This window comes from Fontibacter flavus (genome assembly GCF_042432905.1).
GTDB lineage: Bacteria > Bacteroidota > Bacteroidia > Cytophagales > Cyclobacteriaceae > Fontibacter > Fontibacter flavus.
This window is the reverse complement of the sequence record NZ_JBHLWI010000026.1, coordinates 1-23,470: the sequence shown is the minus strand read 5'-3', so window position 1 is coordinate 23,470 and position 23,470 is coordinate 1. Positions and strand designations below refer to the sequence as shown.

The 23,470-nt window shown below is 38.0% G+C and carries 22 protein-coding genes; 11 read left to right on the top strand and 11 right to left on the bottom strand.

All coding sequences use genetic code 11. The annotated features are described in order from the left end of the window. Positions 1-24 precede the first annotated feature (24 nt). The 3 genes from ACFFIP_RS09135 to ACFFIP_RS09125 all read right to left on the bottom strand — a co-directional run bounded on the left by ACFFIP_RS09135 (position 25) and on the right by ACFFIP_RS09125 (position 5,182). A complete protein-coding gene (locus ACFFIP_RS09135; protein ID WP_382387300.1) occupies positions 25-2,631 on the bottom strand; it encodes a DNA gyrase/topoisomerase IV subunit A in 2,607 nt (868 codons plus the stop codon). 109 nt (positions 2,632-2,740) lie between these two features. After that, positions 2,741-4,648 carry a DNA topoisomerase IV subunit B gene (locus ACFFIP_RS09130; protein ID WP_382387299.1) on the bottom strand — a complete coding sequence of 636 codons (1,908 nt, stop codon included), beginning with the start codon at positions 4,646-4,648 and terminating at the stop codon, positions 2,741-2,743. Positions 4,649-4,687: 39 nt separating this feature from the next. Further along, positions 4,688-5,182, bottom strand: coding sequence for a DNA topoisomerase IV (locus ACFFIP_RS09125; RefSeq protein WP_382387298.1), 495 nt, complete (start codon positions 5,180-5,182; stop codon positions 4,688-4,690). Between the two features lie 265 nt (positions 5,183-5,447). On the opposite strand from ACFFIP_RS09125, the gene ACFFIP_RS09120 reads away from it, so the two are divergent. Continuing rightward, complete coding sequence (locus tag ACFFIP_RS09120; protein WP_382387297.1) at positions 5,448-5,840, top strand: hypothetical protein; 393 nt, start codon at positions 5,448-5,450, stop codon at positions 5,838-5,840. Positions 5,841-5,944: 104 nt separating this feature from the next. Here ACFFIP_RS09120 and ACFFIP_RS09115 read toward each other — a convergent pair whose 3' ends face one another. Together ACFFIP_RS09115 and ACFFIP_RS09110 are read right to left on the bottom strand one after the other, a co-directional pair. Next, a complete protein-coding gene (locus tag ACFFIP_RS09115; RefSeq protein WP_382387296.1) occupies positions 5,945-6,874 on the bottom strand; it encodes an ROK family protein in 930 nt (309 codons plus the stop codon). A 49-nt stretch (positions 6,875-6,923) separates the two neighbouring features. Beyond that, the gene (locus ACFFIP_RS09110) at positions 6,924-7,418 is read right to left on the bottom strand and encodes a YkgJ family cysteine cluster protein (protein WP_382387295.1); all 495 of its coding nucleotides are present in this window, start codon (positions 7,416-7,418) and stop codon (positions 6,924-6,926) included. A gap of 106 nt (positions 7,419-7,524) precedes the next feature. Between ACFFIP_RS09110 and ACFFIP_RS09105 the strand changes: the two genes are divergently transcribed. Then, a complete protein-coding gene (locus tag ACFFIP_RS09105; RefSeq protein ID WP_382387294.1) occupies positions 7,525-7,878 on the top strand; it encodes an arsenate reductase family protein in 354 nt (117 codons plus the stop codon). Here the strand turns inward: ACFFIP_RS09105 and ACFFIP_RS09100 are convergent. Beyond that, the gene (locus ACFFIP_RS09100; RefSeq protein ID WP_382387293.1) at positions 7,875-8,702 is read right to left on the bottom strand and encodes a CvfB family protein; all 828 of its coding nucleotides are present in this window, start codon (positions 8,700-8,702) and stop codon (positions 7,875-7,877) included. The genes ACFFIP_RS09105 and ACFFIP_RS09100 overlap by 4 nt on opposite strands. Positions 8,703-8,853: 151 nt before the next feature. On the opposite strand from ACFFIP_RS09100, the gene ACFFIP_RS09095 reads away from it, so the two are divergent. Together ACFFIP_RS09095 and ACFFIP_RS09090 are read left to right on the top strand one after the other, a co-directional pair. After that, positions 8,854-9,744, top strand: coding sequence for a 3-hydroxybutyryl-CoA dehydrogenase (locus ACFFIP_RS09095; RefSeq protein WP_382387292.1), 891 nt, complete (start codon positions 8,854-8,856; stop codon positions 9,742-9,744). Between the two features lie 67 nt (positions 9,745-9,811). Continuing rightward, the gene (locus tag ACFFIP_RS09090; RefSeq protein WP_382387291.1) at positions 9,812-10,429 is read left to right on the top strand and encodes a deoxynucleoside kinase; all 618 of its coding nucleotides are present in this window, start codon (positions 9,812-9,814) and stop codon (positions 10,427-10,429) included. Between the two features lie 48 nt (positions 10,430-10,477). Here the strand turns inward: ACFFIP_RS09090 and ACFFIP_RS09085 are convergent, their stop codons facing one another. From ACFFIP_RS09085 to ACFFIP_RS09075, 3 genes are read right to left on the bottom strand one after another with little or no spacing between them, the layout of a single operon-like run. Then, the gene (locus ACFFIP_RS09085; protein WP_382387290.1) at positions 10,478-11,122 is read right to left on the bottom strand and encodes a DUF7255 family protein; all 645 of its coding nucleotides are present in this window, start codon (positions 11,120-11,122) and stop codon (positions 10,478-10,480) included. Beyond that, complete coding sequence (locus ACFFIP_RS09080) at positions 11,119-11,580, bottom strand: DUF2452 domain-containing protein (protein ID WP_382387289.1); 462 nt, start codon at positions 11,578-11,580, stop codon at positions 11,119-11,121. The genes ACFFIP_RS09085 and ACFFIP_RS09080 overlap by 4 nt, the downstream gene beginning before the upstream one ends. Beyond that, positions 11,558-11,800, bottom strand: coding sequence for a hypothetical protein (locus tag ACFFIP_RS09075; protein ID WP_382387288.1), 243 nt, complete (start codon positions 11,798-11,800; stop codon positions 11,558-11,560). The genes ACFFIP_RS09080 and ACFFIP_RS09075 overlap by 23 nt, the downstream gene beginning before the upstream one ends. Before the next feature lie 161 nt (positions 11,801-11,961). Between ACFFIP_RS09075 and ACFFIP_RS09070 the strand changes: the two genes are divergently transcribed. The 3 genes from ACFFIP_RS09070 (at position 11,962) to ggt (ending at position 16,453) form a co-directional block, all read left to right on the top strand. Beyond that, positions 11,962-12,294, top strand: a complete 333-nt coding sequence (locus ACFFIP_RS09070; protein WP_382387287.1) for an Hpt domain-containing protein — start codon at positions 11,962-11,964, stop codon at positions 12,292-12,294. A gap of 81 nt (positions 12,295-12,375) precedes the next feature. Beyond that, entirely contained in the window at positions 12,376-14,736 is a 2,361-nt protein-coding gene (locus tag ACFFIP_RS09065) for a S9 family peptidase (RefSeq protein WP_382387286.1), read from the top strand. After that, positions 14,729-16,453, top strand: coding sequence for a gamma-glutamyltransferase (ggt, locus tag ACFFIP_RS09060; RefSeq protein ID WP_382387285.1), 1,725 nt, complete (start codon positions 14,729-14,731; stop codon positions 16,451-16,453). The genes ACFFIP_RS09065 and ggt overlap by 8 nt, the downstream gene beginning before the upstream one ends. 51 nt (positions 16,454-16,504) lie before the next feature. On the opposite strand, the gene ACFFIP_RS09055 is transcribed toward ggt, so the two are convergent. Further along, positions 16,505-17,911, bottom strand: a complete 1,407-nt coding sequence (locus ACFFIP_RS09055; RefSeq protein ID WP_382387284.1) for an alpha/beta hydrolase family protein — start codon at positions 17,909-17,911, stop codon at positions 16,505-16,507. 45 nt (positions 17,912-17,956) lie between these two features. On the opposite strand from ACFFIP_RS09055, the gene ACFFIP_RS09050 reads away from it, so the two are divergent. After that, on the top strand, positions 17,957-18,178 hold the full coding sequence (locus tag ACFFIP_RS09050; protein ID WP_382387283.1) for a DUF3820 family protein: 222 nt from the start codon (positions 17,957-17,959) through the stop codon (positions 18,176-18,178). Positions 18,179-18,226: 48 nt separating this feature from the next. Here ACFFIP_RS09050 and ACFFIP_RS09045 read toward each other — a convergent pair whose 3' ends face one another. Continuing rightward, the gene (locus ACFFIP_RS09045; protein WP_382387282.1) at positions 18,227-19,453 is read right to left on the bottom strand and encodes a S8 family serine peptidase; all 1,227 of its coding nucleotides are present in this window, start codon (positions 19,451-19,453) and stop codon (positions 18,227-18,229) included. A gap of 330 nt (positions 19,454-19,783) precedes the next feature. Here ACFFIP_RS09045 and ACFFIP_RS09040 point away from each other — a divergent pair, with 330 nt between their 5' ends. The 3 genes from ACFFIP_RS09040 to ACFFIP_RS09030 all read left to right on the top strand — a co-directional run bounded on the left by ACFFIP_RS09040 (position 19,784) and on the right by ACFFIP_RS09030 (position 23,252). Continuing rightward, a complete protein-coding gene (locus ACFFIP_RS09040) occupies positions 19,784-22,051 on the top strand; it encodes a TonB-dependent receptor (RefSeq protein ID WP_382387281.1) in 2,268 nt (755 codons plus the stop codon). 25 nt (positions 22,052-22,076) lie between these two features. Then, entirely contained in the window at positions 22,077-22,688 is a 612-nt protein-coding gene (locus tag ACFFIP_RS09035; RefSeq protein WP_382387280.1) for a hypothetical protein, read from the top strand. 114 nt (positions 22,689-22,802) lie between these two features. After that, positions 22,803-23,252 carry a hypothetical protein gene (locus ACFFIP_RS09030; protein ID WP_382387279.1) on the top strand — a complete coding sequence of 150 codons (450 nt, stop codon included), beginning with the start codon at positions 22,803-22,805 and terminating at the stop codon, positions 23,250-23,252. Positions 23,253-23,470 lie beyond the last annotated feature (218 nt).

Sequence of the window (23,470 nt, the reverse complement as noted above, 5' to 3'; positions counted from 1 at the left end):
TCAATTCGGAAAGCCTATTTTATTTTAGAACAAACCAAGCTGTTCTTCATCATCTTTTTTAATTTTGAATTCCACAGTTGATCCGATCTCTACATCATCATCAGTATTTTCTTCCTCTTTCAACTCTTGTTTTTCAGGTGTATTGGTCAGTAATTTTACCTCAAGTACTTTATAAGATGAAAGCTTATTACCTATTGATTTCCACCCTTTTATATCAATAAGCATATCCAAGTCATATTCCACCTCTTCTTTCTCTTTTCCTTTCTCCAACAATACCTTTACCTGAGGTTGTTTATCCGAAGATATCACAACCAAAGCTGATTGCTTGTGGTCAGAAATAACATTGAATTTTTTATTCAGCGTAGTGGTTTCAATCAGGAATCTTTTTACGAAATGATTCTTTGATGCCCCGTCATAATATATTGCTGAAAAGACTTTTTCCTGATCAAATTTTTCAATTAACACCACATTGTTGGCCTCATATCTATTGGTGAGCTCAAATGTGGTTAGTTCATAATCCCCGTTTTTATAAAAAACAATAATCCTGTCTTCACCAAGGAAGTTACCGATCTTTCTGCCTCGCTGATCTGTATTCAATCTACCGATTGAGCTGTCATAGTAAATGTCCAGTCCACCCAAAGTAGATACTCCTTCCATCTTCAGTTGGATCTTTCTCACAGGATATTTGGTAAGGATGTTTCCACCTGCAGCCCTTCCTTTGATTTCTATGGTGCTGAAATCAAAATCAAAAACCTTAATCCTTGCCTTAGCTCCTTGAGTGAGGTAAACAGTTATAATTTCAGCTTCTCCATTTGGATTGGCCGTCATGTACAAGACCTTTGATCCTTTTGTACCCTTTGTAAGGTCGTACTCCCTGTCTCTTGTTACAGCCAGTACCTGAAATCTTTTGACCATGGCTTTTCCTGAAGTACCGTCAAGGTAAATCAAATTATACACCATACGTTCATCACCTTTTCGGAATACGGCTACATGAATGATATCCTTGCCTACAAAGCCTTTCTCCTGTATTTTGGTGACGACACATTTGCCATCACGACGGAATACGATGATATCATCAAGGTCAGAGCAGTCACAAACAAACTCGTCCTTTTTGAGGCCATATCCCACAAAACCATCTGAACGGTTCACATATAATTTAGCGTTATTGGCAGCTACTACAGTAGCTTCAATAGTATCAAAAGTTCTGATTTCTGTTTTACGCTCTCTGCCTTTTCCGTACTTAATCAATAAGTTTTGGTAATATTTGATGGCATATTCAGTCAGGTGCTTTAAGTTGTAATTTACTTCCTTGAGTTCTTCCTGAAGCTTGCTCATCAGTTCATCAGCCTTAAAAGCATCAAACTTGGAGATCCTCTTGATTTTGATTTCAGTCAGCCTGATAATATCTTCAGTCGTGATTTCTCTGTAAAAGTCAGGTTTGAAAGGATCAAGTCCCCTATCAATGGTTTCAATGACAGCATCCCAGGTTTCACATTCTTCTATATCACGGTATATCTTGTTCTCGATAAAGATCTTTTCCAAAGAAGAGAAAAGCAGCTTCTCCATCAACTCTGCTTTCCTGATTTCCAATTCTCTTTTTAAAAGTGCTTTAGTTTGCTTAGTGTTATACTCAAGAATATCATTGACAGACAAGAATATAGGTTTGTCTTCAATGATAACGCAAGCATTCGGAGAGATGCTTACCTCACAATCTGTAAAGGCATACAAGGCATCTATGGTCATATCAGGTGATTGACCAGGAGCCAATTGGATCTGTATTTCTACATCTTTGGCGGTATTGTCTACTACTTTTTTGATTTTAATTTTTCCTTTATCATTTGCTTTGATAATGGATTCTATCAAAGAATTGGTAGTAGTGCCAAAAGGTATATCTTTGATTAATAAGGTTTTATTGTCTTCCTCTTCAATTCTTGCTCGAACCTTAATTCTTCCCCCTCTTAAGCCCTCATTATATTCTGAAAAATCGGCTAAACCACCTGTAGGGAAGTCAGGAAGAATATTTGTCCTTTCTCCATTCAGGATTTGGATAGAGCCTTCGATTAATTCAATGAAATTGTGAGGTAAAATCTTGGTGGACAGACCTACCGCAATACCTTCTACCCCCTGACCTAATAGCAGCGGGAATTTCACGGGAAGTGTTACAGGCTCTCTTTTCCTTCCGTCATAAGAAAGCTGCCATTCAGTGGTCTGCGGATTGAAAACGACCTCTAACGCAAATTTGGAAAGCCTGGCTTCAATATATCGGGCAGCAGCAGCACTGTCTCCTGTCCTAATATCTCCCCAGTTTCCTTGAGTCTCAATAAGCAAATCTTTTTGTCCAAGATTCACAATTGCATCTCCTATGGAAGCATCACCATGAGGGTGATATTGCATGGACTGTCCAATAATGTTGGCTACTTTATTGAACCTGCCATCATCCATCTCCTTCATGGCATGAAGAATACGGCGCTGTACAGGTTTCAAACCATCTTCGATGGCTGGAACAGCCCTTTCCAAGATCACATAAGAGGCGTAATCCAAAAACCAATCTTTGTACATCCCTGTCACAGGGATGGAATCATGCAAGCTTTCGTCCTTTCCCTCAGGGTTTATATTGTTAATGTCACTCATTTAAAGTTCTTTAATGTCTCACTAAAAGTGAAATTTTGTCCAACTTGTGAAAACTTTAGAATTAAAGGAATTCTCGAACCTTTCCATTTCTGTAATTCATACGAAACTTTTATGCTGCTTCGCTCTCCTCTTTGACCTCCTCTTCTGAATTCTTTGCAGGGTCATCAAATACGATATCCTTTTCAATTTTCAAATTGTCTATAATAAAGTTCTGACGGTCAGGTGTGTTTTTACCCATATAAAAACTCAACAGATCACTGATTTTCGTTTCCTTATTCAGTATAATGGGGTCAAGTCGGATTTCTTCACCGATAAAATTACCAAACTCACCGGGTGAAATTTCCCCTAGTCCTTTGAATCTCGTTATTTCTGCCGTTTTTCCTAATTTGTGAATTGCCCTTTGCCGCTCTTCATCGGTATAGCAATAAATGGTTTCCTTTTTATTTCTTACCCTGAACAATGGTGTGTCTAGTATAAACAAATGACCATTTCTGACAAGATCCGGGAAAAACTGAAGGAAATAGGTCATGATCAACAGACGGATATGCATACCATCCACATCGGCATCTGTAGCAATGACGATTTTTCTATAACGTAAGCCTTCTATTCCATCCTCAATATTCAGTGCATGTTGGAGTAGGTTGAATTCTTCATTTTCGTAGACCACCTTTTTGGTCATGCCATAGCAGTTTAGCGGCTTGCCTCTCAATGAGAAAACTGCCTGGGTCTGTACATCCCTTGATTTGGTAATCGATCCGGATGCAGAGTCACCCTCTGTGATGAAGAGCATGGTCCTGTTTTTTAGTTCCTCATCCGCCTTATTGTCATCATAATGAATCCTGCAGTCTCTAAGCTTTTTATTATGCAGATTGGCTTTTTTGGCCCTTTCGTTTGCCAGCTTTTTGATGCCTGATATTTCCTTTCTTTCCCTTTCTGACTGCATGATTCTTTTTAAAAGCGCATCTGCAACAGTCGGGTTTTTATGAAGATAATTATCCAGTTCTGTCTTGACAAAATCATTGACGAATGTCCTTAAGGTAGGTCCATCAGGACCTATACTCTGAGATCCAAGTTTGGTTTTGGTCTGCGATTCAAACACGGGTTCCTGTACTCTGACAGCAATTGCACCTACTACAGATTGTCTGATATCAGAAGCATCAAAATCCTTTTTAAAGAACTCCCGGATTGTTTTCACCAAAGCCTCACGAAAAGCAGCCAAATGAGTACCTCCCTGAGTGGTAAACTGGCCGTTCACAAAAGAATAGTATTCTTCGCCATATTGGTTGGAATGTGTCAGTGCAAGTTCAATATCATTCCCTTTCAGGTGGATGATTGGATACCTAATGCTGTCCTCATCCACTTTTCTTTCAAGAAGATCATATAATCCTCTTTCTGAAAAATATTTCTTTCCATTATAATTAATAGTTAGACCGGCATTCAGGAAAGCATAATTCCAGATTTGGTTTTCGAGGTATTCCGGTATGAAATGGTAGTTTTTAAATACTGTTGCATCCGGGGAAAAGACCACTTTGGTTCCGTTCCTCTCTGTGGTTTTCTCAATCTTCTTTTCTTCAATCAAAATGCCCTTTTCAAATTCAGCAACTTTCGTTTCCCCGTCTCTAAAAGACTGTACTTTAAAAAAGTCTGAAAGCGCGTTAACAGCCTTCGTACCCACGCCATTCAATCCCACAGATTTTTGAAAAGCCCCTGAGTCATATTTGCCACCGGTATTGATTTTTGATACACAATCAATGACTTTGCCCAAAGGTATGCCTCTTCCGTAATCCCTTACTTCTACTTTATGCTCTGAAATCTTGATGTCGATGGTCCTGCCATATCCCATCATGTGTTCATCGATACTGTTATCGACCACCTCTTTGACTAAAACATAAATCCCGTCATCCTGGGCACTACCATCCCCAAGCTTTCCAATGTACATCCCTGGCCTTAACCTGATATGTTCCCTCCAATCCAACGACTTGATACTGTCCTCGGTATACTGTACGTTTTCTGCCATTTGGTTACTTAATATTTAATTTATTGGTAATGAATATCTTTAATTGCCTGCCTGTACAGATTTGAATTTTTGGATCAGAATCCAAAACAGGCCAACAATCCAAACTACAAAAAATATTGGTACCAGGTAAAAGAAAAATGCGAAACTTCCTGTTCCGATTTCATTTTGATTGTTGATGCTGTGTACAAACAAAGCCATGATACATAACGAAGCATTGATAATTCCTACAAAGCTATAAATCCAGGTTAACATATAATCCCTAAAGACATCACCTGTCGGAAAAAGTCTTTTCAGGTTAGGAGTACTTTGGTTTTCGATCAATTTTGCAGGAATAATAAGAACAAGATTCAAAAGGATAAATAATGCAATGGCACTATAAAAATAACTGCTTTTATCCATTCCTTTCACAGGATTGCCTCCATCATTGATTTCATAAGCTACAAAATCAGGAAGTGCCGCATAAGTATACAACAACATGAAGACAAAGAATAGTGAGGATAGAACGTGGAATACTTTACCAAATCGATAATACATGATTCTTTAATTTTGGGTGCTAATATAAATATTAAAAAGCAGACAAATCCGAAACTGTTTTAGGCAAATGGTCTTTATTTTCCCTCATCATGAGCTTTATTTTAGTCAATCCATTGAATAATAGCCCAATTCTGACTTTTTGTGCCTTATAGTAAAATTAAAAATAAGGAATGCTTTTAGCTTTTGTTTTACTCACCTACTTTTGATGCAGGCATCCCAGCACCTTGAAAACACATAATTTTGACTACTATTTAAAAATTAAACAATGTTAAAAAATAAAATTTTATCTATTGGTTTTTCACTTTTTTTAATCACCATGGCTGCTTGTTCCCAAAAAGTGGAACTCGTAGGTGTGGATCTTGATAAATGGAAAGAGGATCGAAACGGATGTCTTGGATTAAGAATACATGAAATTGAAAACTTCCGATCGGTAAAAAATGATTTACTCGGAAAAAACAATCAGGCAATCATCAAGACATTTGGGAGACCAGATAAAGTAGAATTAGAAGACCGCAGTCAGACTTTTTTCATTTATTTTATTGAAGCAGGACCGGATTGCCCTACTGCAGAAAAAAAAGAAGAACCTTTAAAGGTTATTTTAAGACTCAATGCCATCAGTAAGGTCAGTGAAGTAACGATCAGTACCTTAAATCCATAAATGCTTTAAGGCGAGAATTGGATATTAATATTGCAACCTATCCAAAAACTAAGGAGGTTGATCTCGTGTGATGACCAACCTCTTTAGTTAAATTTATAAAGCGATTAGTCTTCTTCTATAAAGCAAAGTGCAGCAGCACCTAAGGTGCCTGCGTTATTTTCAAGTGTAGCTTTCATGAGATTCAAGTCCTTTACATAATAATGTGTAAGGAATTGTCTAACGGTTTTTTCCATAGAAGGCATCATAAATTCCAGTCCTGCAGAGATTCCCCCGCCAAAGTAGACATTGGTCACATCCAAAATACGGATAGTAGAGACGATGGCTTCTCCTAATATTCTACCCACCTCTTCAAAAACCATTAAGGAAACTTCATTCCCGGCTTTGGCAGTATCCACCAATAAGTGGGTACCAAGTTCTTTATTTTCAAGCTCTCCGGCCAATCGAGGATAGGCTTGAATAAATCTTTCCATGATTCGAAGGATTCCTTTTCTACCGATCAATTGCTCTAGACCTTCATTACCTCTTGAGAGCATGTGTCCCATTTCCATGGCATTACCTCTAGAACCTTTGAAAATGGCTCCATCCAAAACCAAGGCACTACCAATACCTGTACCCATGGTGATGAACAAAAAGTTTTCGGGAGGATTGTTTTTTCCAAATCTATATTCTCCTAATGCAGCTGCAGCAGCGTCATTCTCGAGAAAAAAGGTGGTTTTTGGATATTTTTTTTTGAGTTCACCTTTAAGATTGAAACCATTCAAAGCTGGTATGGCAGGAATCTCAAGCGTTGTTGTTCTGTCTTTAGAAATTAAACCTGGCAAACCGATGCCAACTTTGGATACTTCTGGATATTTCTCCAGCATTTGGCCCATTACTTCAATAAAACTGGCATTAAAACCAATTTCACTGTCCCGGTAAGGTGCGGTATCAATTTTTTCAAACGAAATAATTTCTCCTTGCCTGCTGACCAAACCAATTTTTAAATGGGTTCCTCCCACATCTACACCCAAAAAATACTGCTTTTCTGAATTCATAGTTATCTACTCAATAGGTTTAAGACCCTAAAATAGTAAAGAGATTTGCTTACTTCCTAAAATCTTTATTAAAGTCTTGAAATATTTCGAAAACTGCAGGACAAACAAGCGTATTTCTTAAGGTCAAATTCATAATGCCATGCATATTTTTCCTATTGGTATGGGGATATTCCCTACAGGCTTTTGGCCTATCTTCATAAACCAAACATGTATTGTCCTGATTCAAAAAAGGACAAGGTGAGGAATTCAGCACATAATCTCCATCTTCGTCCCTATGCAGGTATTCATCAATAAATGCTGAACTTTTCATCCTAAACGTCCTTGCCAATCTTTCAATATCTGTCTGTATAAAAATAGGACTGGTAGTTTTACAGCAATTTGCGCATGAAAGGCAATCCATCTCTTTGAATTTCTTATCATGCGCCTCTTCAAACATCTCATCCAATACCTTTGGCTTGACGTTTTTTAATTTTTTAGCAAGTTTTTGGTTAGAAGAAAATTCTGTTTTGCTATTTTTTTTGAAATTTTCTAAATCTATTGACATTTTCTTCCTTATACTACTACTGCAAATTTTATTTATGAAGTGTATTTGTTTGGTTTTCAAGAAATTATATATTAAATTAATCCTTGAAAACCAAGCCCTATGTACTATGCATCCCAACGAATTATTCTTCTATTACAACCCCGCTCATTCTGTTGATAAACAAATGAGGGCCTATGCGCAGTCAGTATCCAAACACATCAATGAAATCAATATTGAAAAAGAACGGATAACCTTGACAGGTTGGCGTTCTATTTTAGATAAACTTAATTTAAGACCTAAAGACCTATTGAACCGTGCCCATCCTGATTATCAGAATAAAATAGCTGGTAAAACATGGGATGATGAAGGGTGGTTGAACATTCTGACCAGAAATCCTCATTTGATCAAAGCACCAATTGCGATCAAAAGGAATAAGGCGGTTTTGTGCACCACTCCAAACATTATTCTTGAATTGGATTAAGTCAGTTCAATGCCGTCAGATTTTATTGCAATCTTTTTTGCTTTATAAAGCTGACCAATGGACTGTTTAAAATGTTTTTTACTCATTCCCAAGATTTCTTTAATAGACTCCGGGGATGATTTGTCATGAAGGGGTAAAAATTTCCGGACTTTTAAGACTTCAAGAATTTTTTCTGCCCCTTCCTCGTATTTTTCCCTTCCTAAAGGTGTCAATTGCATATCCAACTTTCCATCATCTCTACGCTTTTTAACAAAAGCCCGAATGATATCCCCTATCTTTAAGTCCTTAAAGGTCTCATTTTTATACATCAACCCTTCAAAGTTACCTTCAATAAGAAGCTTATACCCTAGGTCCGTAATGTCAAAAACCAATGCTTCCACTTCCTGACCTACCTCAAATCCTTGCGTATCTGTAATCAAAAAATCCTCATACTTGGATACACCAATTAACCTGTCTGTTTTATAATCCAAACAAACCCTGACCAGGTATTTACCTCCCTTTTCCATGGTTTTACCCATTTCGGCTTTGGGTACGAAAAGGTCCTTGGGTAGGCCCCAGTCTACGAATGCGCCGAACTTGGTAATTTCTTTGGCTTCCATTAATCCAAATTCATTAAGCAAGGCTGTTGGCCTATTGGTCACCGCCACAGGCCTGTCTTCACTATCCGTGTAAACAAATACCTCTATCTCCTCACCTTCCTTTTCATCTCCTTTTAAATATCCTTTTGGCAACAACACCTCTCCACCTTCATGCAGGGCCAAATAAGCACCGTTTGCAGTAAACCTATTGATTAAAAGGCTGTTGATTTTTCCCAATTCTTTCATAGCCCAAAGTTAACCAAATTATCTAATTAGGAATTGGAATTACTTCAGTTTCAAAGTAGATTTGGGCAAGAAATCCGAAAGAAAGAGACTACTTTCAAAGACCTTTTTTCATGAATTTTGTTAATCAAGTGAATATAAAACCCAAATCAACATGAAAAACATTGCTGTAATAGGCTCAGGAACCATGGGAAATGGTATCGCCCATGTTTTTGCCCAATATGGTTACCAAGTGTCACTAATTGATATTCAACAAAGTGCACTGGATAAAGCCATTGCTACAATTACCAGAAATTTCGACAGGCAAGTAAGTAAAGGTACTTTGAGTACTGAAGACAAAAACTCAGCATTAGGAAGAATCAAAACCTTCACAGAATTAGAAGAAGGGGTTAAAAATGCAGATTTGGTAGTGGAAGCAGCTACGGAAAACGTCAGCATCAAACTTGAGCTATTCCGCAAACTGGACACTTTGTGTAAAGATTCGGCCATTCTAGCTTCCAACACTTCATCAATTTCAATTACAAAAATAGGAGCAGTTACTGAAAGGCCGGATAAAGTAATAGGAATGCATTTCATGAATCCGGTTCCTGTAATGAAACTAGTGGAAGTCATCAGAGGATATGCCACTTCAGATGTGGTGACCAAGGAAATTATGGAACTTTCTAGAAATCTCGAAAAAGTTCCGGTAGAGGTTAATGATTATCCTGGATTTGTGGCAAACAGAATCCTCATGCCTATGATCAATGAGGCTATATTTACCTTATTTGAAGGAGTAGCTGGAGTTGAAGAAATTGACACTGTTATGAAATTGGGTATGGCCCACCCAATGGGTCCACTTCAGCTTGCTGATTTTATTGGTCTGGATGTCTGCCTCTCAATTTTGAAAGTTTTGCATGAAGGGTTCGGAAATCCAAAATATGCACCTTGTCCTTTGTTGGTGAATATGGTAGAAGCTGGTTTTAAAGGGGTTAAAACAGGTGAAGGCTTCTATAAATACACACCTGGAGAGAAAGAATTTATTGTTTCTCCCCAATTCAAAAAATAATCTTAGATATAACAACTTTGGAAGGAGAGATCGAAGCAATCTTTCCTTCCTTTTATAATGATTTGAAATGCATATAGCGGTATCCGGAAATATAGGGAGTGGTAAAACTACCTTGACGATTAAATTGGCAAAACATTACGGTTGGAATGCAGAGCTCGAAGCGGTTGAAAACAATCCTTATCTTGCCGATTTCTATGAGGATATGAAAAGGTGGTCTTTCCATTTACAGGTTTACTTCCTAAACAGCAGATTCAATCAGATTACTCGAATTAGAGAAAGTGGACAATCGGTTATTCAGGATAGGACTATCTATGAAGATGCTTATATTTTTGCTGCAAATCTCAAAAATTCAAATCTGATATCGGAAAGGGATTATGAAAACTATCTTAATCTTTTCCATTCAATGATCAATTTTGTCAAAGCTCCAGACTTATTGATTTACCTGAAAGCTGATATCCCTAAATTGGTTGGTCAGATAGAAAAAAGAGGAAGGCATTATGAAAACGCAATCCGAATTGATTATCTCAAAAATCTAAATGCCCATTATGAAGATTGGATTTCCAATTATGACAAAGGCAAACTCTTGGTCATCGATGTGAATGATATGGATTTTGTGGCGCATCCGGATCATTTTTCCTCTATTGTGGAAAGAGTGGATAGAGAAATTTATGGATTGTTTGCTTAAAGTTAAATATTAAAAAATTTAGGCCGTTGAAATATTTCAACGGCTTTTTTATTCCATTTTTCGAAGAAGCCAGTTTCTAATTCCTTGTTGGGTAACTTCATTGGGGTGCAACAGTAAATCATCAAGTTTTCTTAAGGAACCTCCGATCATTAGATTTTCATACATAGAAATCCGTATGAGCTTAAAACCATGTAACCTTGTCAATAAATCATATTGGCTGTCATTATAGGCATTTAGTTTCCATCCAGACGATCCGTTTCCCGACAAATCACCCGGGATTTCACTGTTTCCAAATACTTTGGAAGCCAAAGGAGGCCCATTCCAAATTCTATCCTGAAGACCTGCCTTCAAACATTCCTTTTCATAATTCCTGCAAAGCCTTTTATAAGTTTCCGTCCACCCAAATGAAAAAAAATCATATAATTCAGATTTTAAGGTATTTAACCTATACCTATTAAAGTGAACTTCATCATCATAAATCAATAAAAACCGATTAATTTTAAAGTCAAATTTTAACCTTTCGAGTACCGGCGGGCTCCCTTTTCCTCCAAGCTCCTCAAAAATCTGCAACAAAAACTCTTCTCCTTTTCCTTGTAAATAGGCAGCTTTTACTTCCAAAGTATGCCCTTCTTCTACAAAAAGATCAGTTGTTTTAAGTATTTCTAGAAGGTTGTTGATTTTCAAATGTCTCATTGTTCCTTTCTGACGATCTTCCAGGTATGATCCGCCAGGAGTTTAATTTCAGCAACAAATTTGGAATATCTTTTTTTCTTTCCCCATTCTTCGGGAGCAACCATACTTAAAAAATCTGATCCATCTTCCTTCTCATACAAAAAATAATGGTGATTGATTAAGGGTTCAAAACTCATTGGAGTATTATAAATGCGCTCGGATATTTCCACGCGATTTTTAATAGCCTTGGCCTGATCAGCCAACAACTGCATTTGTTGATAAATCTGAGCCATCTGCATGTCAGTCTGAGAATGCATAGCAGCTACTGCCCTACCTGTAATCTTGCCCTTATCACCAGGTTTGATGATGGCACTTCCACTATGATGTGCATATGGGAGCAAGCCGGGTAAATCGGCTGTTTTCTCCTTCATTTTGTCCAGATCAATTCTATTTACATCAATTTTTTTTCCCTTCTCCATTATTATCTAGGGTATCAGATGGTGCTATTCTTTCTTTTAAATTGCCTTTTGAACCTGGAAATGTGGTTCTGCTAGAGATATCGACTCCTATCCATATCATGATTATCATGAATATTGCAGCAATAATTAGAAAGATTAATTTATTCCTATTCATAAGTAATACCTGAAACAAACCATTGATCAAAACAGTTTTTGAAATGCCCAAAATTATACCTTTCATTTTTTTGAAAAAAGTATTGATGACGATTTGTCTGACTTTCAGACAAAGGCTTCTGGTAGAAAATATTTATTTCAGGTAAAACATCCGAAACTCTTTTTTTATTTATTTGAAATGCATAAATTTGCATAAATAATGCAGAAAACTTGCTAAAATAAGCTTTTATGTACCAGCTAATAAGCCCACAGACAATAATCCAGTATTTTGGGGATGATGACAATGAGATGCTCAAAGAAATGATCCAGATCATTTTAGATACAAACCTAACTGACCTGAAGCATTTGGATGAATATTATAAAACCAATGACTTTGCCTCCATCAAGAAAAAATGTCATAAAGCAAAACCAAGCATGAGCTACGTGGGTGCAATTGATACCAGAAAGTTATTAGAAAAGATTGAATCTGATTTGGAAAATTCTTACAAAACATATCAGAAACTACTTGAACACATCAAAATTATTGAAGCTGAACTGAATGATTTTTTAAAAACCCTTTGACTAACATTAGTTTTGTAACGCTTACATAATTTTTTTACGCTTTTAATTTTTTTAAACACATATTTGACAAAAATCAAATCCATGAAGCGTCTAAATTTAATTTTAATTCTGACAGTCCTTTTATCCTTCCAAGTTGTTGGACAAGAACTGACCGTAGAGAAAATAATGCAGGATCCCAAGTGGATGGGGCATTTCCCTTCCAACATCAAATGGGATGATAAGGGTGAAATCATCTATTTTGATTATAACCCAGAAGGTAATCCTTCGGATTCCCTCTACAAGATCCATATTAAAAACCCTTCCAAAATTGAAAAGGTGGGACTGCAGGAAAAGAAAAGTTTTATTCCCTCTAATGCAGCAGTCAATAAAAATAAAAATCTAAAACTTTATGCTTCCAATGGCGATCTTATCTTGTATGATGCAGTAAAAGGAAGCAAAAATACCCTGATTTCATTCGGAGAAAGGATCAGTAACCCCCAATTTCTCGCCAATGAAAAGAATGTAAGCTTTGTTTCTGGAAACAACATTTTTTTATATGAACTGGAAACTGGAAAATTAAAAAGACTGACCAGAATTCAAGCTGGAAATAAACCTGAAGACAAAGAACCGAAAATTGAAGAAAGAGAGAAATGGCTGAAAGAGGACAACCTTTCCCTCCTTCAGATAATCAATGAAAGAGAAGAAAAAAAAGCACAGGCGAAAGAATACAATTCTGCAATAGCAGATAAGGATCCATATGTTTTTTACTATGGAAATAAGCAATTGGGCAATCTTCAACTTGCCCCCAATGCAAACTTTGTGACTTTCTCTCTGACCACGAGAGCAGATTACAAGAGAACAAATGTACCTGATTACACAGATGCATCAGGATACACAGTGGACCTGCCTTCCAGATCAAAAGTAGGTGATCAACCTACCAAAATCGAATTGGCCATCTATGACCTACATAGAGATACTGTTTATTTTATCAATAGCTTGTCTTTGCCAGGCATCAAAGATCTCCCCGATTATGTAAAGGATTATCCCGAAAAGAAATGGGAAGAAAAAAATAGGGATGTGATCATTTCCAGTCCGATATTTTCCCCGGATGGTAATCATGCCATTGTCAATGTCAGGTCAACGGACAACAAAGACAGATGGATTGCATTACTGGATATGAAAACCGGTGATCTTAAAAACCTGGATAGACAAAGGGATGAAGCATGGATAGCTGGTCCTGGCATTGGCTGGAGTATGGGTGGTGGTACCCTTGGATGGCTTCCTGACAACAAGCATATTTATTTCCAGTCAGAGGCAAGTGGGTATTCTCACCTATATATCCTGGATGTTACAAATGGCCAGAAAAAGCAGTTGACAAAAGGAAATTTTGAGGTGTTCGATCCGAAAATCTCCAATAATGGCAAATATTGGTACCTGACCACTTCTGAAATACATCCTGGAGAGAGACATTTTTATATGATGCCACTCATGGGAGGAAAAATGGAAAAACTGACTTCCATGACAGGAAATAATACGGTATTCCTTTCCCCTGATGAGAAAAATATGGCCATTCTGTATTCATACAGCAATAAGCCTTGGGAACTCTATCTTCAGGAAAACTTACCTAGTTCTGCACCAAAGCAACTTACAGATGGACAAAGTGAAGCATTTAAATCCTATGCCTGGAGGGATCCATACATGATTGACTTCAAAGCTGCGGACGGAGCTATGGTACCTGCAAGACTTTATGTGCCTGAATTGGCTAAGAAAAATGGTGCGGCTGTAATATTTGTTCATGGTGCCGGTTATTTACAAAATGTCCACAAATGGTGGTCAAGCTATTTTAGAGAATATATGTTCCATAACTTATTGACCGATCTAGGTTATACCGTATTGGATATAGACTATAGAGGTTCTGCTGGCTATGGAAGGGACTGGAGAACAGGAATTTATAGGCATATGGGCGGTAAGGACTTGTCAGATCAGGTAGATGGAGCAAAATACCTGGTTGAAAACCATGGAGTTGACCCTGGAAAAATCGGTATCTATGGAGGAAGTTATGGTGGTTTTATCACGTTGATGGGGCTCTTCACAGCACCTGAAATATTCAAATCGGGGGCAGCATTGCGCTCTGTAACAGATTGGGCACATTATAACCATGGTTATACTTCCAATATCCTCAATGAGCCTTTCAATGATCCTATTGCATATAGACGTTCCTCTCCAATTTATTTTGCTGAAGGCCTCAAAGGAAACCTCCTTATTGCCCATGGTATGGTAGACGTCAATGTTCATTTCCAGGATGTGGTGAGACTTGCCCAAAGGTTGATAGAATTGGGTAAGGATAATTGGGAAATGGCTGTATATCCAGTTGAAGATCATGGTTTTATTGAACCAAGCAGCTGGACTGATGAATACAAAAGAATACTCAAACTATTCAATGATACGCTAATCGATGATTGATAAGAAATCAATTAGAATATATAGCAGGGTATTTTCCCTGCTATTTTCTTTACTCATTTTCTCTGTATCCTGTAAGGAAGTTGAAAAAACACCCGAAAAAAATAGAGGTTTAATAGCTGAAAGTGCCATTGTGGTATCAGCGAGAGAAGAAGCATCTAAAATTGGGCTCTTGATGATGGAGAAAGGCGGCAATGCCTTCGATGCGATGGTGGCAACTGAATTGGCCTTGGCTGTAGCATTTCCTTTTGCAGGAAACCTGGGTGGTGGTGGATTTATGGTCTATCGTTTGTCAGACGGCACCACAGGCGCTATTGATTATAGGGAAAAGGCTCCTTTAGCAGCCACAAAGGATATGTATTTAGATGAAAACGGTGACGTAATTCCCGGATTAAGTACTCTTGGTGCTATGGCTGTAGGGGTGCCAGGAACCATCGCAGGAGTTTTTGAGGTACATCGCCAACTTGGTTCACTCCCTATCGAAGAAATCCTTGCCCCTGTTATTGAGCTTGCCGAAAAAGGTGTGCTCGTCACTGAAAACCAAGCAAAAAGACTGGATAACAGTAGGGCTGATATCATCAAGGTTAACGGAATCAACACTCTATTTGCACAGGAATTCAAAGCCGGTGACACCATTAAATATCCAGCATTGGCGGAAACGCTGAGGAGAATTGCCAAAAATGGCAGGGATGAATTTTATAAAGGTGAAACAGCTCATAAACTGGTGGATTTCATTCAGAAAAGCGGTGGAATCATCACACTCGAAGATTTGGCCAATTATGAAGCTAAGTGGAGAGATCCTATCCAGTTTCAATATAAAAATTACCAATTGATCTCTATGGCGCCACCAAGTTCCGGAGGGATAACGCTGGCACAAATATTTGGAATGTTGGAAGGTTTTGATTTGGCTTCTATGGGCCACAATAGCCCTGAATACATTCAGGTTCTTACAGAGGCAGAAAGAAGGGCTTATGCGGACCGAAATTATTACTTGGGAGATCCTGATTTTGTTGAAGTTCCTGTTGACGCCTTGCTTGAGAAAGATTATCTACAGGCAAGGATATCAACTTTCAATCCGGCAAAAGCAACACTTTCATCGGAGGTATCTCAGGGAGCAGTCCAATTTGTGGAGAGTGATGAGACTACCCATTACTCCATTGTGGATCAGTTTGGTAATGCAGCAGCCATCACTACCACATTGAATGGAGCTTATGGCTCTAAATTGTACAGTGATGAATTGGGTTTCTTCCTTAACAACGAGATGGATGATTTCAGTGCGAAGGCAGGCGTTCCAAACATGTTTGGACTGATTGGTGCAGAAGCCAACAGTATAGCTCCAGAAAAAAGAATGCTCAGTTCGATGACCCCAACTATAGTAGAAAAAGACGGACAGCTTTTGATGGTAGTTGGCACGCCGGGTGGATCCACTATCATTACCTCTGTTTTGCAGACCATCTTGAATGTTGTCGAATTCGGAATGACGATGCAAGAGGCGGTAAATGCACCAAGGTTCCATCATCAATGGCTACCGGATCATATTAATTTCGAACCAGAAGGATTTGATGTAGAAATACTAAATGCCCTAAAAACTAAAGGATATAATATCAACGAAGGTTATACGCCCATATTGGGAAAAGTAGATGCCATTTTGGTCCTTTCAGACGGAAAGCTTGAAGGAGGCGCCGACCGTAGAGGAGATGATTCAGCAGTGGGGTTTTAAATTTAATGGCAACCGGAAAATTTAAAATGGATATTTTCGGTTGCTATTTCCTTATTTTTTAAAAGAATGAATGAATGCAGCGATATTATTTAGAACTTCTAGGTTGAAAGATTCTTCTATTTCAGCATATTCCGAAACTGATCCTGTATTGGCTTTTTGAAACAAATGATTCAGTTCAGGGAATACTTTTAGTTCTAACAATTCTTCCTTCCCTTTGTAAAGTTCTAAGAGCCGATTTGCATTTTGAGCAGCATTTACCTGAACATCCTTGCCTCCAAAGGCTGCAAATACAGGAATTTGAATTTCTGAAATATAGGATTCAGGATTGGTGCGGATAAAATTATAAAACCAAGGGTTCAAACTTTTCTCCAAAGTTGGTATCAAGGTATTGACTTGCTGTTGTTTTATTTCAGGAGAAAGATCATAAGAATCAAGCACTTCATTCACCATATCTCTTACTTTGGATTTGGCATCATCAATCCCTTTGCTTTGTGCTATCATCTGATAGTACTGTGAATTGATCTTTACTTGCTGCTCAATTAATGCTTTTGGATTTCCTGAACTACGTGATACTTCTTCTGTTTGCTTCTTCATCAGCTCAGGAATTGTGACTACAGGTCCAGCTAAAGAAATGGCAAAACTTAATCCTGTTTTTTTAGCATCTGCAGCCAACATCCAGGCAATCAATCCTCCTTCACTGTGTCCGATTATTCCTAATTTATTGGAATCTATAAAATCGAATGTAGGCAAGTGCAGTAAAGCTTTTTGAGCATCTCTGAAAAATTCATTTGTAGTAGCATTGGAAAAGTCTCCTTCTGACTCTCCCACTCCCCTTTCATCATAGCGGAAAACAACTATGCCATTTTGGGTTAAATAATCGGCCATAACCCAAAATGGTTCGTGACCCAAAATTTCAGAATTCCGGTTTTGTGGACCTGATCCGGTAACCAAAATAACTGCAGGAAAAGGTCCTTCACCATAAGGTTTGGTGACTGTTCCTTTCAGCTGTGCCCCATCCTCATTAGAAAAATTTGTTTCAAAAGAATCATAATTAAATGGTGCTTGAGGCCGCTGTGGCCTTTTTATTTCTTTTTTCTCGGCAGCTTCCTCTACAGACCGTTTAAGATCCAGGGGTAAAACCATTCCGGATTGTTTAAATGTTCCTTGAACCGTATCTCCTATAAATAACCCCTCATAAACTATTACTCCATCTCCTATCTCAAAATATAACATGGTGCCATCAAACAAAACCTTGGACATGGCTATTCCTCTTGCGCCTTGCTTTGGACTGTCCATACTCCCTTTCCACTCCTGCTCAACTTCCTGAAAGTTAAACACCAAGGGAAGGGATTGTCCCATCACCTGTAGATCACCCTCCCAAATTCCAGATAAGGTCTGGGAAAATGAATCGATAGCCAATAAAAAGAAAAACAATGAGGAGAAAAGAAGTTTTTTCATGATCAAGTTGTTAACAAGCTGCTAAAATATAATTTACTTTGGATTATGGATAGGGAAATTTTAATGGACTTGGTCACCAAGACCATGCCTTTTGGAAAATATAAGGGAAAATTATTGTGTGATATTCCAGAGCATTATTTGGTTTGGATGCATGGGAAGGGATTTCCTGAGGGGAAGTTAGGAATGTGGTTACACACACTTTACGAAATTAGGGTCAATGGATTGGAATGGATTTTGGAAGAATTAAAAAAACATGTGAGGAGATAAAAGAAAAGGCAGCTGAATGGCTGCCTTTACTTTTTGTACATTAAATAATTATCTAGAAATAATTGGATCAGGATTACCATCTGGATCACCATTGACTGTGCCAGAAGTTCTGGCGTTACCAAGCAACAGCACACCTGCTGCATGTGGAGAAGCCATTGAGGTTCCACTAATACTGTTGTAACCACCTTTTATCCAAGTTGAATTGATGCTAACGCCTGGTGCACAATAATCTACAGGAGGATTTCCAAAATTAGAGAATGAAGCAAAAACATCAGAACTGTTCATTGCTGAAATTGTCCAAATGTTTGGCCCATTAACTCTAGCAGGAGAATAATTATTGGAATTGGCACTGCTGTTTCCAGCTGCTACCACAAATTTTACTCCTTTATTTGAAGCTGCTAAAACGGCATCATCCAAGGCCTGAGAAACAGGACCACCCAAACTCATATTGGCCACATCACCGGATTTACCTTTAGCACCTACCCAGTCTACACCTGCGATTACACCTGAATAAGAACCTGAACCTCTAGAGTCCAATACTTTAACAGGGACTACTGGAGCACCAGCAGCAACACCAACTACCCCAATGGTATTATTGATAGCGCCTATGGTGCCTGCCACGTGGGTACCATGGCCATTCAAATCATTGAAATTAGCATCTCTACCGGATGTAAAGGCAGTAAAGCCATCAGCAGTGCTGACATTCAAGTCTGGATGTGTTAACTCAATACCAGTATCAATAACCCAAGCTACATTGCTGCCTGAATAATTCACAGACCCACCAACACGTGTAATTCCCCAAGGAGTTACCTGACCAGTGGATCCACCACCTCCGCCACCGCCACCTGGACGGCCACCTTGTGCAATCGAAATTACCCTATCCGGTTCAATAAATTTGACAGCAGGATCATTTTTAATCAATTCATATTGTTCTGAAGACAAATTGACAGCAAAACCGTCTAAAACTGTACCGTAAACAGCACCTAAATTTTCCTCAGCTATTCTATATTTCGCCAATAAACCAGAAGCAGTCTTTCTCATTGCTGCCTGAATGTCCTCGTATTTACCATCTCTTCGGAAATTAATTCCCTCAGGATTTAGGACCACGATGAAGCTTCCTGGTATAATGTCACCATTTTGATACCTCAGGAACTGCTCATCCATATCCATATTTGGTGACTCGATGTTTTCCTGACATGAGAATGTCATCATCGCTAAGGCAAGCGCCGCTAATCCTGCTGGCTTACCGATAAATCTGTAAATCTTTTTAAACATGATTAATTAAATGTTAGGGTTTAAGACTTTACCAAATCTAATTTGGCGATAACAATCAAAACAAAATTTATAAATAAAACAAATCACAGGATAAATAAAATTTTCTGTCCCTGATCTATTTTTCTTCTAAAACCTTTTAGCATTGAATATTCACCCAATAATAGTTTATAAATAAAAATTTTGGCGGCATTAAATATGGATCGTTTGAAAATCGACATGAATCCTAAATGAAACAAAGTTGCAATAAAGTGTGGATACTAAGTGCAACTTTGTTATTTTTGCAACATAGTTTCATTTATGGTCCGTGCATTATTATTTATTTCAATCCTTTTGACTCTTCAAACCGCTGTTGCGCAAGATGAATGCAACCTGGTTCTAAGAGGAAAAGTGGTTCATTTGGAAAATAATGAACCGATTGATGGGGCATTTATTTGGATAGTAGAAGCAGAAAGAGGAACCGTCAGTGATGCCATGGGCAATTTCCGTATTCAAAACATATGTCCGGGTAAAATCACCATAAAAGTTCAATATTTAGGTCATAAAGATCAGTTCGAAGAAATCAGTATGACTTCGAATTCAAACCTTACCATTCGCTTAGTAGCTGAAGATATCAATTTGGAGGGCGTCGATATTCATGGTCATCAAGATGCCCTTTTGACTTCTAATACAGTTTCCAGTATTTATGGAGATGTACTAAGAGAAAACAGAGGTTTGAATTTGGGTGAACTGCTTAAGAATATACCTGGAATTACCTCTTATTCCTCAGGTACCAACATACAAAAGCCCGTCATTCACGGTCTTCATAGCAATCGTATACTCATCCTTAACAATGGTGTCAGGCTAGAAGGCCAACAATGGGGTGCCGAACATGCGCCGGAAATTGACCCTATGGCAGCTAAAGAAATCTCCGTAGTTAAAGGGGCAGAAACAGTGAGATTTGGGCCGGATGCTATGGGTGGGGTGATTATGGTAAATCCGGAACCTTTACCAATAAAAGCGGGACAATCAGGCCAAATTGATTTGATAGGATTTTCCAATGGTCAGGGAATCAATGGTTCTGCTTACCTGATTGGTGGCTCTGAAAAAATAAAAGGTTTAGGCTACAGAGTACAGGCCTCTTCCAAAATGGCAGGAAATATCAGGACGCCCGATTACATGCTCGATAATACAGGGCTTAGAGAATTCAATTTTTCAGGTGGACTTGGTTATACCACACAGACACTTGGAACTGAAATATATTTCAGTCATTTCCAAACGACCATAGGCATTTTAAAAGATGCTCATACCGGAAATTTATCTGACCTCCAAAGCATCATTGAAAATGGAAGGCCGTTCAATACTCCTGATTTTACTTATACAATTCAAAACCCAAAGCAGCAGGTTGATCATCAGCTATTAAAGTTAAAAGCCCATTACCACTTGCATGATGGCGCGAAACTTAACCTTCAATATGCTTTTCAACGGAATCACAGACAGGAATTTGACCGTAGACGTGGTGAGCTTGATGCAAGACCTGCTTTGGATATGGAGTTATTTACAAACACTCTAGACTTCAGTTATACCCATCAAACCAGAAAAAACTGGGATGGATCGGTAGGCATCAGTGTGATCCAACAGGCTAATTCAAATATTCCTGGTACAGGAGTTACGCCATTGATTCCAAACTTTGACATGTTCAATTTCGGGATTTATGCCATTGAAAAATTCACAAATGGGCCATTGGAAATTGAAGGAGGACTCAGGTATGATTACAGGTGGACTGATGCTGCAAGATTTGCAAATGGACAGTTACAGGAAAAAGTCTACCAGTTTAATAATGCTTCCGCTTTTATTGGTGGGGTGTATGCCTTTTCCCGCAATTGGACCTTCAACTCCAACTTGGCTACTGCCTGGAGACCTCCAAATGTAAATGAATTGTTCAGTCAGGGTCTTCATCATGGCCTTGCTGCCATAGAAATCGGCAATCCTGATTTTGTGAGCGAACAGTCTTTCAAATGGCTAAACACACTTAATTATGCTGACCGCTCATTAAATATTGAACTAACAGCTTACACTAATAGAATCAACAATTATATCTACTTGAATCCTGTTCAAGAGCAGTTTGTTTCCTTAAGAGGCACTTTTAATGTTTTTGAATATAGGCAGACAGATGCCAATTTATATGGTGCAGATATCAGTGCTTTATGGGAGATTTCTAAAAAATGGGAGATGTTTACGAGAGGGTCAATGGTAAGAGCCATCAATCTGCTAGACGATACTTTCCTTCCATTTATTCCTTCAGACAGGATCGAAAGCGGTCTTAATTTTAAATTGAATAATAAATCAGGGCGCATAAACTCCAAGATCTTTTTCAGTAACTTCTCTGTTGCCAGACAAAACAGAGAACCGGAATTTGATTTTGCTCAGGCACCTCCTGCCTATTCAGTTTGGAATGCAGGAATCCAGAACAGATTCAAATCGAAAGATAAATTCATACACATTGGACTTCATGTCAACAATGTCTTTAATGTAGCTTATCGTGATTATATGAATCGGTTTAGGTATTTCAGTCATGAAATCGGCCGTAATATCTTCCTCAAATTGAATTATGAATTTTAAACCAACTTTAAATCAATTAGCAAAAATGAAAAAGCACAAATTTCAATTCTTAAGTTTCTTAATGGTGATGGTGATGTTTTCTTTCTCTTCTTGCGTCAGTGATGACCCTGAAAAAGAGAAAGAGCAGGAATTGATAACTGACATTACCTTGATTTTTACTGAAGTAAATGCATCAGGTCAGGAAATTGGTCAGCCCGTTTCATTTCAGGCTTCTAATCCGGAAGGTTTAGAATTGGGAAATAATCCGACAATCGAAACTGTAAACCTTACAGCTGGAAAAAGATATTTACTCACAATGGAGTTGACCAATAGTATAGAGAATGAAGATATTACTGAAGAAATCTTGGAAGAGGCAGATGACCATCAGTTTTATTTTCTCGGTACTGCTTTCATAGGAACACCTGTTTTGACTTATACCTATGCTGATCAGGATCAAAATGGTAATCCATTGGGAGTACGTGGATTTGTACAGGTTAGTGAAAACCCTGATATCAATAATGCTCAGATCAGAATAGTTTTGAGACATGACCTTAACAAATCATTTCAAGGAGCCAATAATCCAAATTGGGAGAATTTTGTGCAAGCCGGTGGTGAAACAGATTTGGATATCAGTTTTCCTTTAGTCTTGAATCCATAAGTTGAATAGCATTTCTCTTTTTGAAGGCCACTAAGAAGCTGTTAACTTTTTGGTGGCTTTTTATTTTTAGAAACCTTTTTATTTATCTTTAGCTGTGAAAATCAAAAACCGAATATGAAAGCATTACTGAAAGCAACATTTATTCTTTTAAGTAGCACTTCCTTAATGTATTGTTCAGGCAATAAGCATGAACATAGGGAAATCACCCCAGAGCTTGAAGAAGCAAATGGAATCCACCAAAAATCATTGGACATTAGAGAAGAAATCATGGATCTTGAAAAATCCCTGAAAGAAGCTGAAATTGATTATAGTGAAGCCAAGGAAATGCTCAAATTGTGGGATAAAGATATAATTGAAGTTCCAGGCTTTGAGCATTCACATGACCATGGCCATGAAGGGGAAGAACAGCACCGGAAATACCACGTTCATAATCCAATGAAGCCATTTTCAGATGCTGAACACTTAGAGTATCAGAAAGTGATGCATGATGAAATCGTTCAGATTCAGGAAGCCTTGAAAGTGCTCATGGCTCCAAAAATCATGGATAAAGAGAATCAGGATTGATTCTATAACCTCTTGATAACATAAAGTTTTAAATCCTGAAAACTTATCTTGATTTAATGAATTTGAATCAGAATTGTAATAGTCATTGTTTTAAAAAAAAGGGGCTGTCCGAAAAGGGCAGCCTTTTTTATGCTGCAATTTTTTGATTTTGAAAATCTAAAGTCATGATTGGGGATTTTTGATTAGATTTTTTCCTTGACACGTATAATACTGGTCGA

What these genes read in the sequence shown, in the direction of transcription:
- ACFFIP_RS09045 (WP_382387282.1), bottom strand. Translation starts at nt 19,453, where the DNA reads ATGTTTAAAAAGATTTACAGATTTATCGGTAAGCCAGCAGGATTAGCG.
- ACFFIP_RS09080 (WP_382387289.1), bottom strand. Translation starts at nt 11,580, where the DNA reads ATGGAGAAGGGAAAAAAAATTGATGTAAATAGAATTGATCTGGACAAA.
- ACFFIP_RS09115 (WP_382387296.1), bottom strand. Translation starts at nt 6,874, where the DNA reads ATGAATTCAGAAAAGCAGTATTTTTTGGGTGTAGATGTGGGAGGAACC.
- ACFFIP_RS09035 (WP_382387280.1), top strand. Translation starts at nt 22,077, where the DNA reads ATGAAAAAGCACAAATTTCAATTCTTAAGTTTCTTAATGGTGATGGTG.
- ACFFIP_RS09085 (WP_382387290.1), bottom strand. Translation starts at nt 11,122, where the DNA reads ATGAGACATTTGAAAATCAACAACCTTCTAGAAATACTTAAAACAACT.
- ACFFIP_RS09125 (WP_382387298.1), bottom strand. Translation starts at nt 5,182, where the DNA reads ATGTATTATCGATTTGGTAAAGTATTCCACGTTCTATCCTCACTATTC.
- ACFFIP_RS09075 (WP_382387288.1), bottom strand. Translation starts at nt 11,800, where the DNA reads ATGAAAGGTATAATTTTGGGCATTTCAAAAACTGTTTTGATCAATGGT.
- ACFFIP_RS09100 (WP_382387293.1), bottom strand. Translation starts at nt 8,702, where the DNA reads ATGAAAGAATTGGGAAAAATCAACAGCCTTTTAATCAATAGGTTTACT.
- ACFFIP_RS09030 (WP_382387279.1), top strand. Translation starts at nt 22,803, where the DNA reads ATGAAAGCATTACTGAAAGCAACATTTATTCTTTTAAGTAGCACTTCC.
- ACFFIP_RS09070 (WP_382387287.1), top strand. Translation starts at nt 11,962, where the DNA reads ATGTACCAGCTAATAAGCCCACAGACAATAATCCAGTATTTTGGGGAT.
- ggt (WP_382387285.1), top strand. Translation starts at nt 14,729, where the DNA reads ATGATTGATAAGAAATCAATTAGAATATATAGCAGGGTATTTTCCCTG.
- ACFFIP_RS09090 (WP_382387291.1), top strand. Translation starts at nt 9,812, where the DNA reads ATGCATATAGCGGTATCCGGAAATATAGGGAGTGGTAAAACTACCTTG.
- ACFFIP_RS09105 (WP_382387294.1), top strand. Translation starts at nt 7,525, where the DNA reads ATGCATCCCAACGAATTATTCTTCTATTACAACCCCGCTCATTCTGTT.
- ACFFIP_RS09130 (WP_382387299.1), bottom strand. Translation starts at nt 4,648, where the DNA reads ATGGCAGAAAACGTACAGTATACCGAGGACAGTATCAAGTCGTTGGAT.
- ACFFIP_RS09095 (WP_382387292.1), top strand. Translation starts at nt 8,854, where the DNA reads ATGAAAAACATTGCTGTAATAGGCTCAGGAACCATGGGAAATGGTATC.
- ACFFIP_RS09055 (WP_382387284.1), bottom strand. Translation starts at nt 17,911, where the DNA reads ATGAAAAAACTTCTTTTCTCCTCATTGTTTTTCTTTTTATTGGCTATC.
- ACFFIP_RS09050 (WP_382387283.1), top strand. Translation starts at nt 17,957, where the DNA reads ATGGATAGGGAAATTTTAATGGACTTGGTCACCAAGACCATGCCTTTT.
- ACFFIP_RS09135 (WP_382387300.1), bottom strand. Translation starts at nt 2,631, where the DNA reads ATGAGTGACATTAACAATATAAACCCTGAGGGAAAGGACGAAAGCTTG.
- ACFFIP_RS09110 (WP_382387295.1), bottom strand. Translation starts at nt 7,418, where the DNA reads ATGTCAATAGATTTAGAAAATTTCAAAAAAAATAGCAAAACAGAATTT.
- ACFFIP_RS09120 (WP_382387297.1), top strand. Translation starts at nt 5,448, where the DNA reads ATGTTAAAAAATAAAATTTTATCTATTGGTTTTTCACTTTTTTTAATC.
- ACFFIP_RS09065 (WP_382387286.1), top strand. Translation starts at nt 12,376, where the DNA reads ATGAAGCGTCTAAATTTAATTTTAATTCTGACAGTCCTTTTATCCTTC.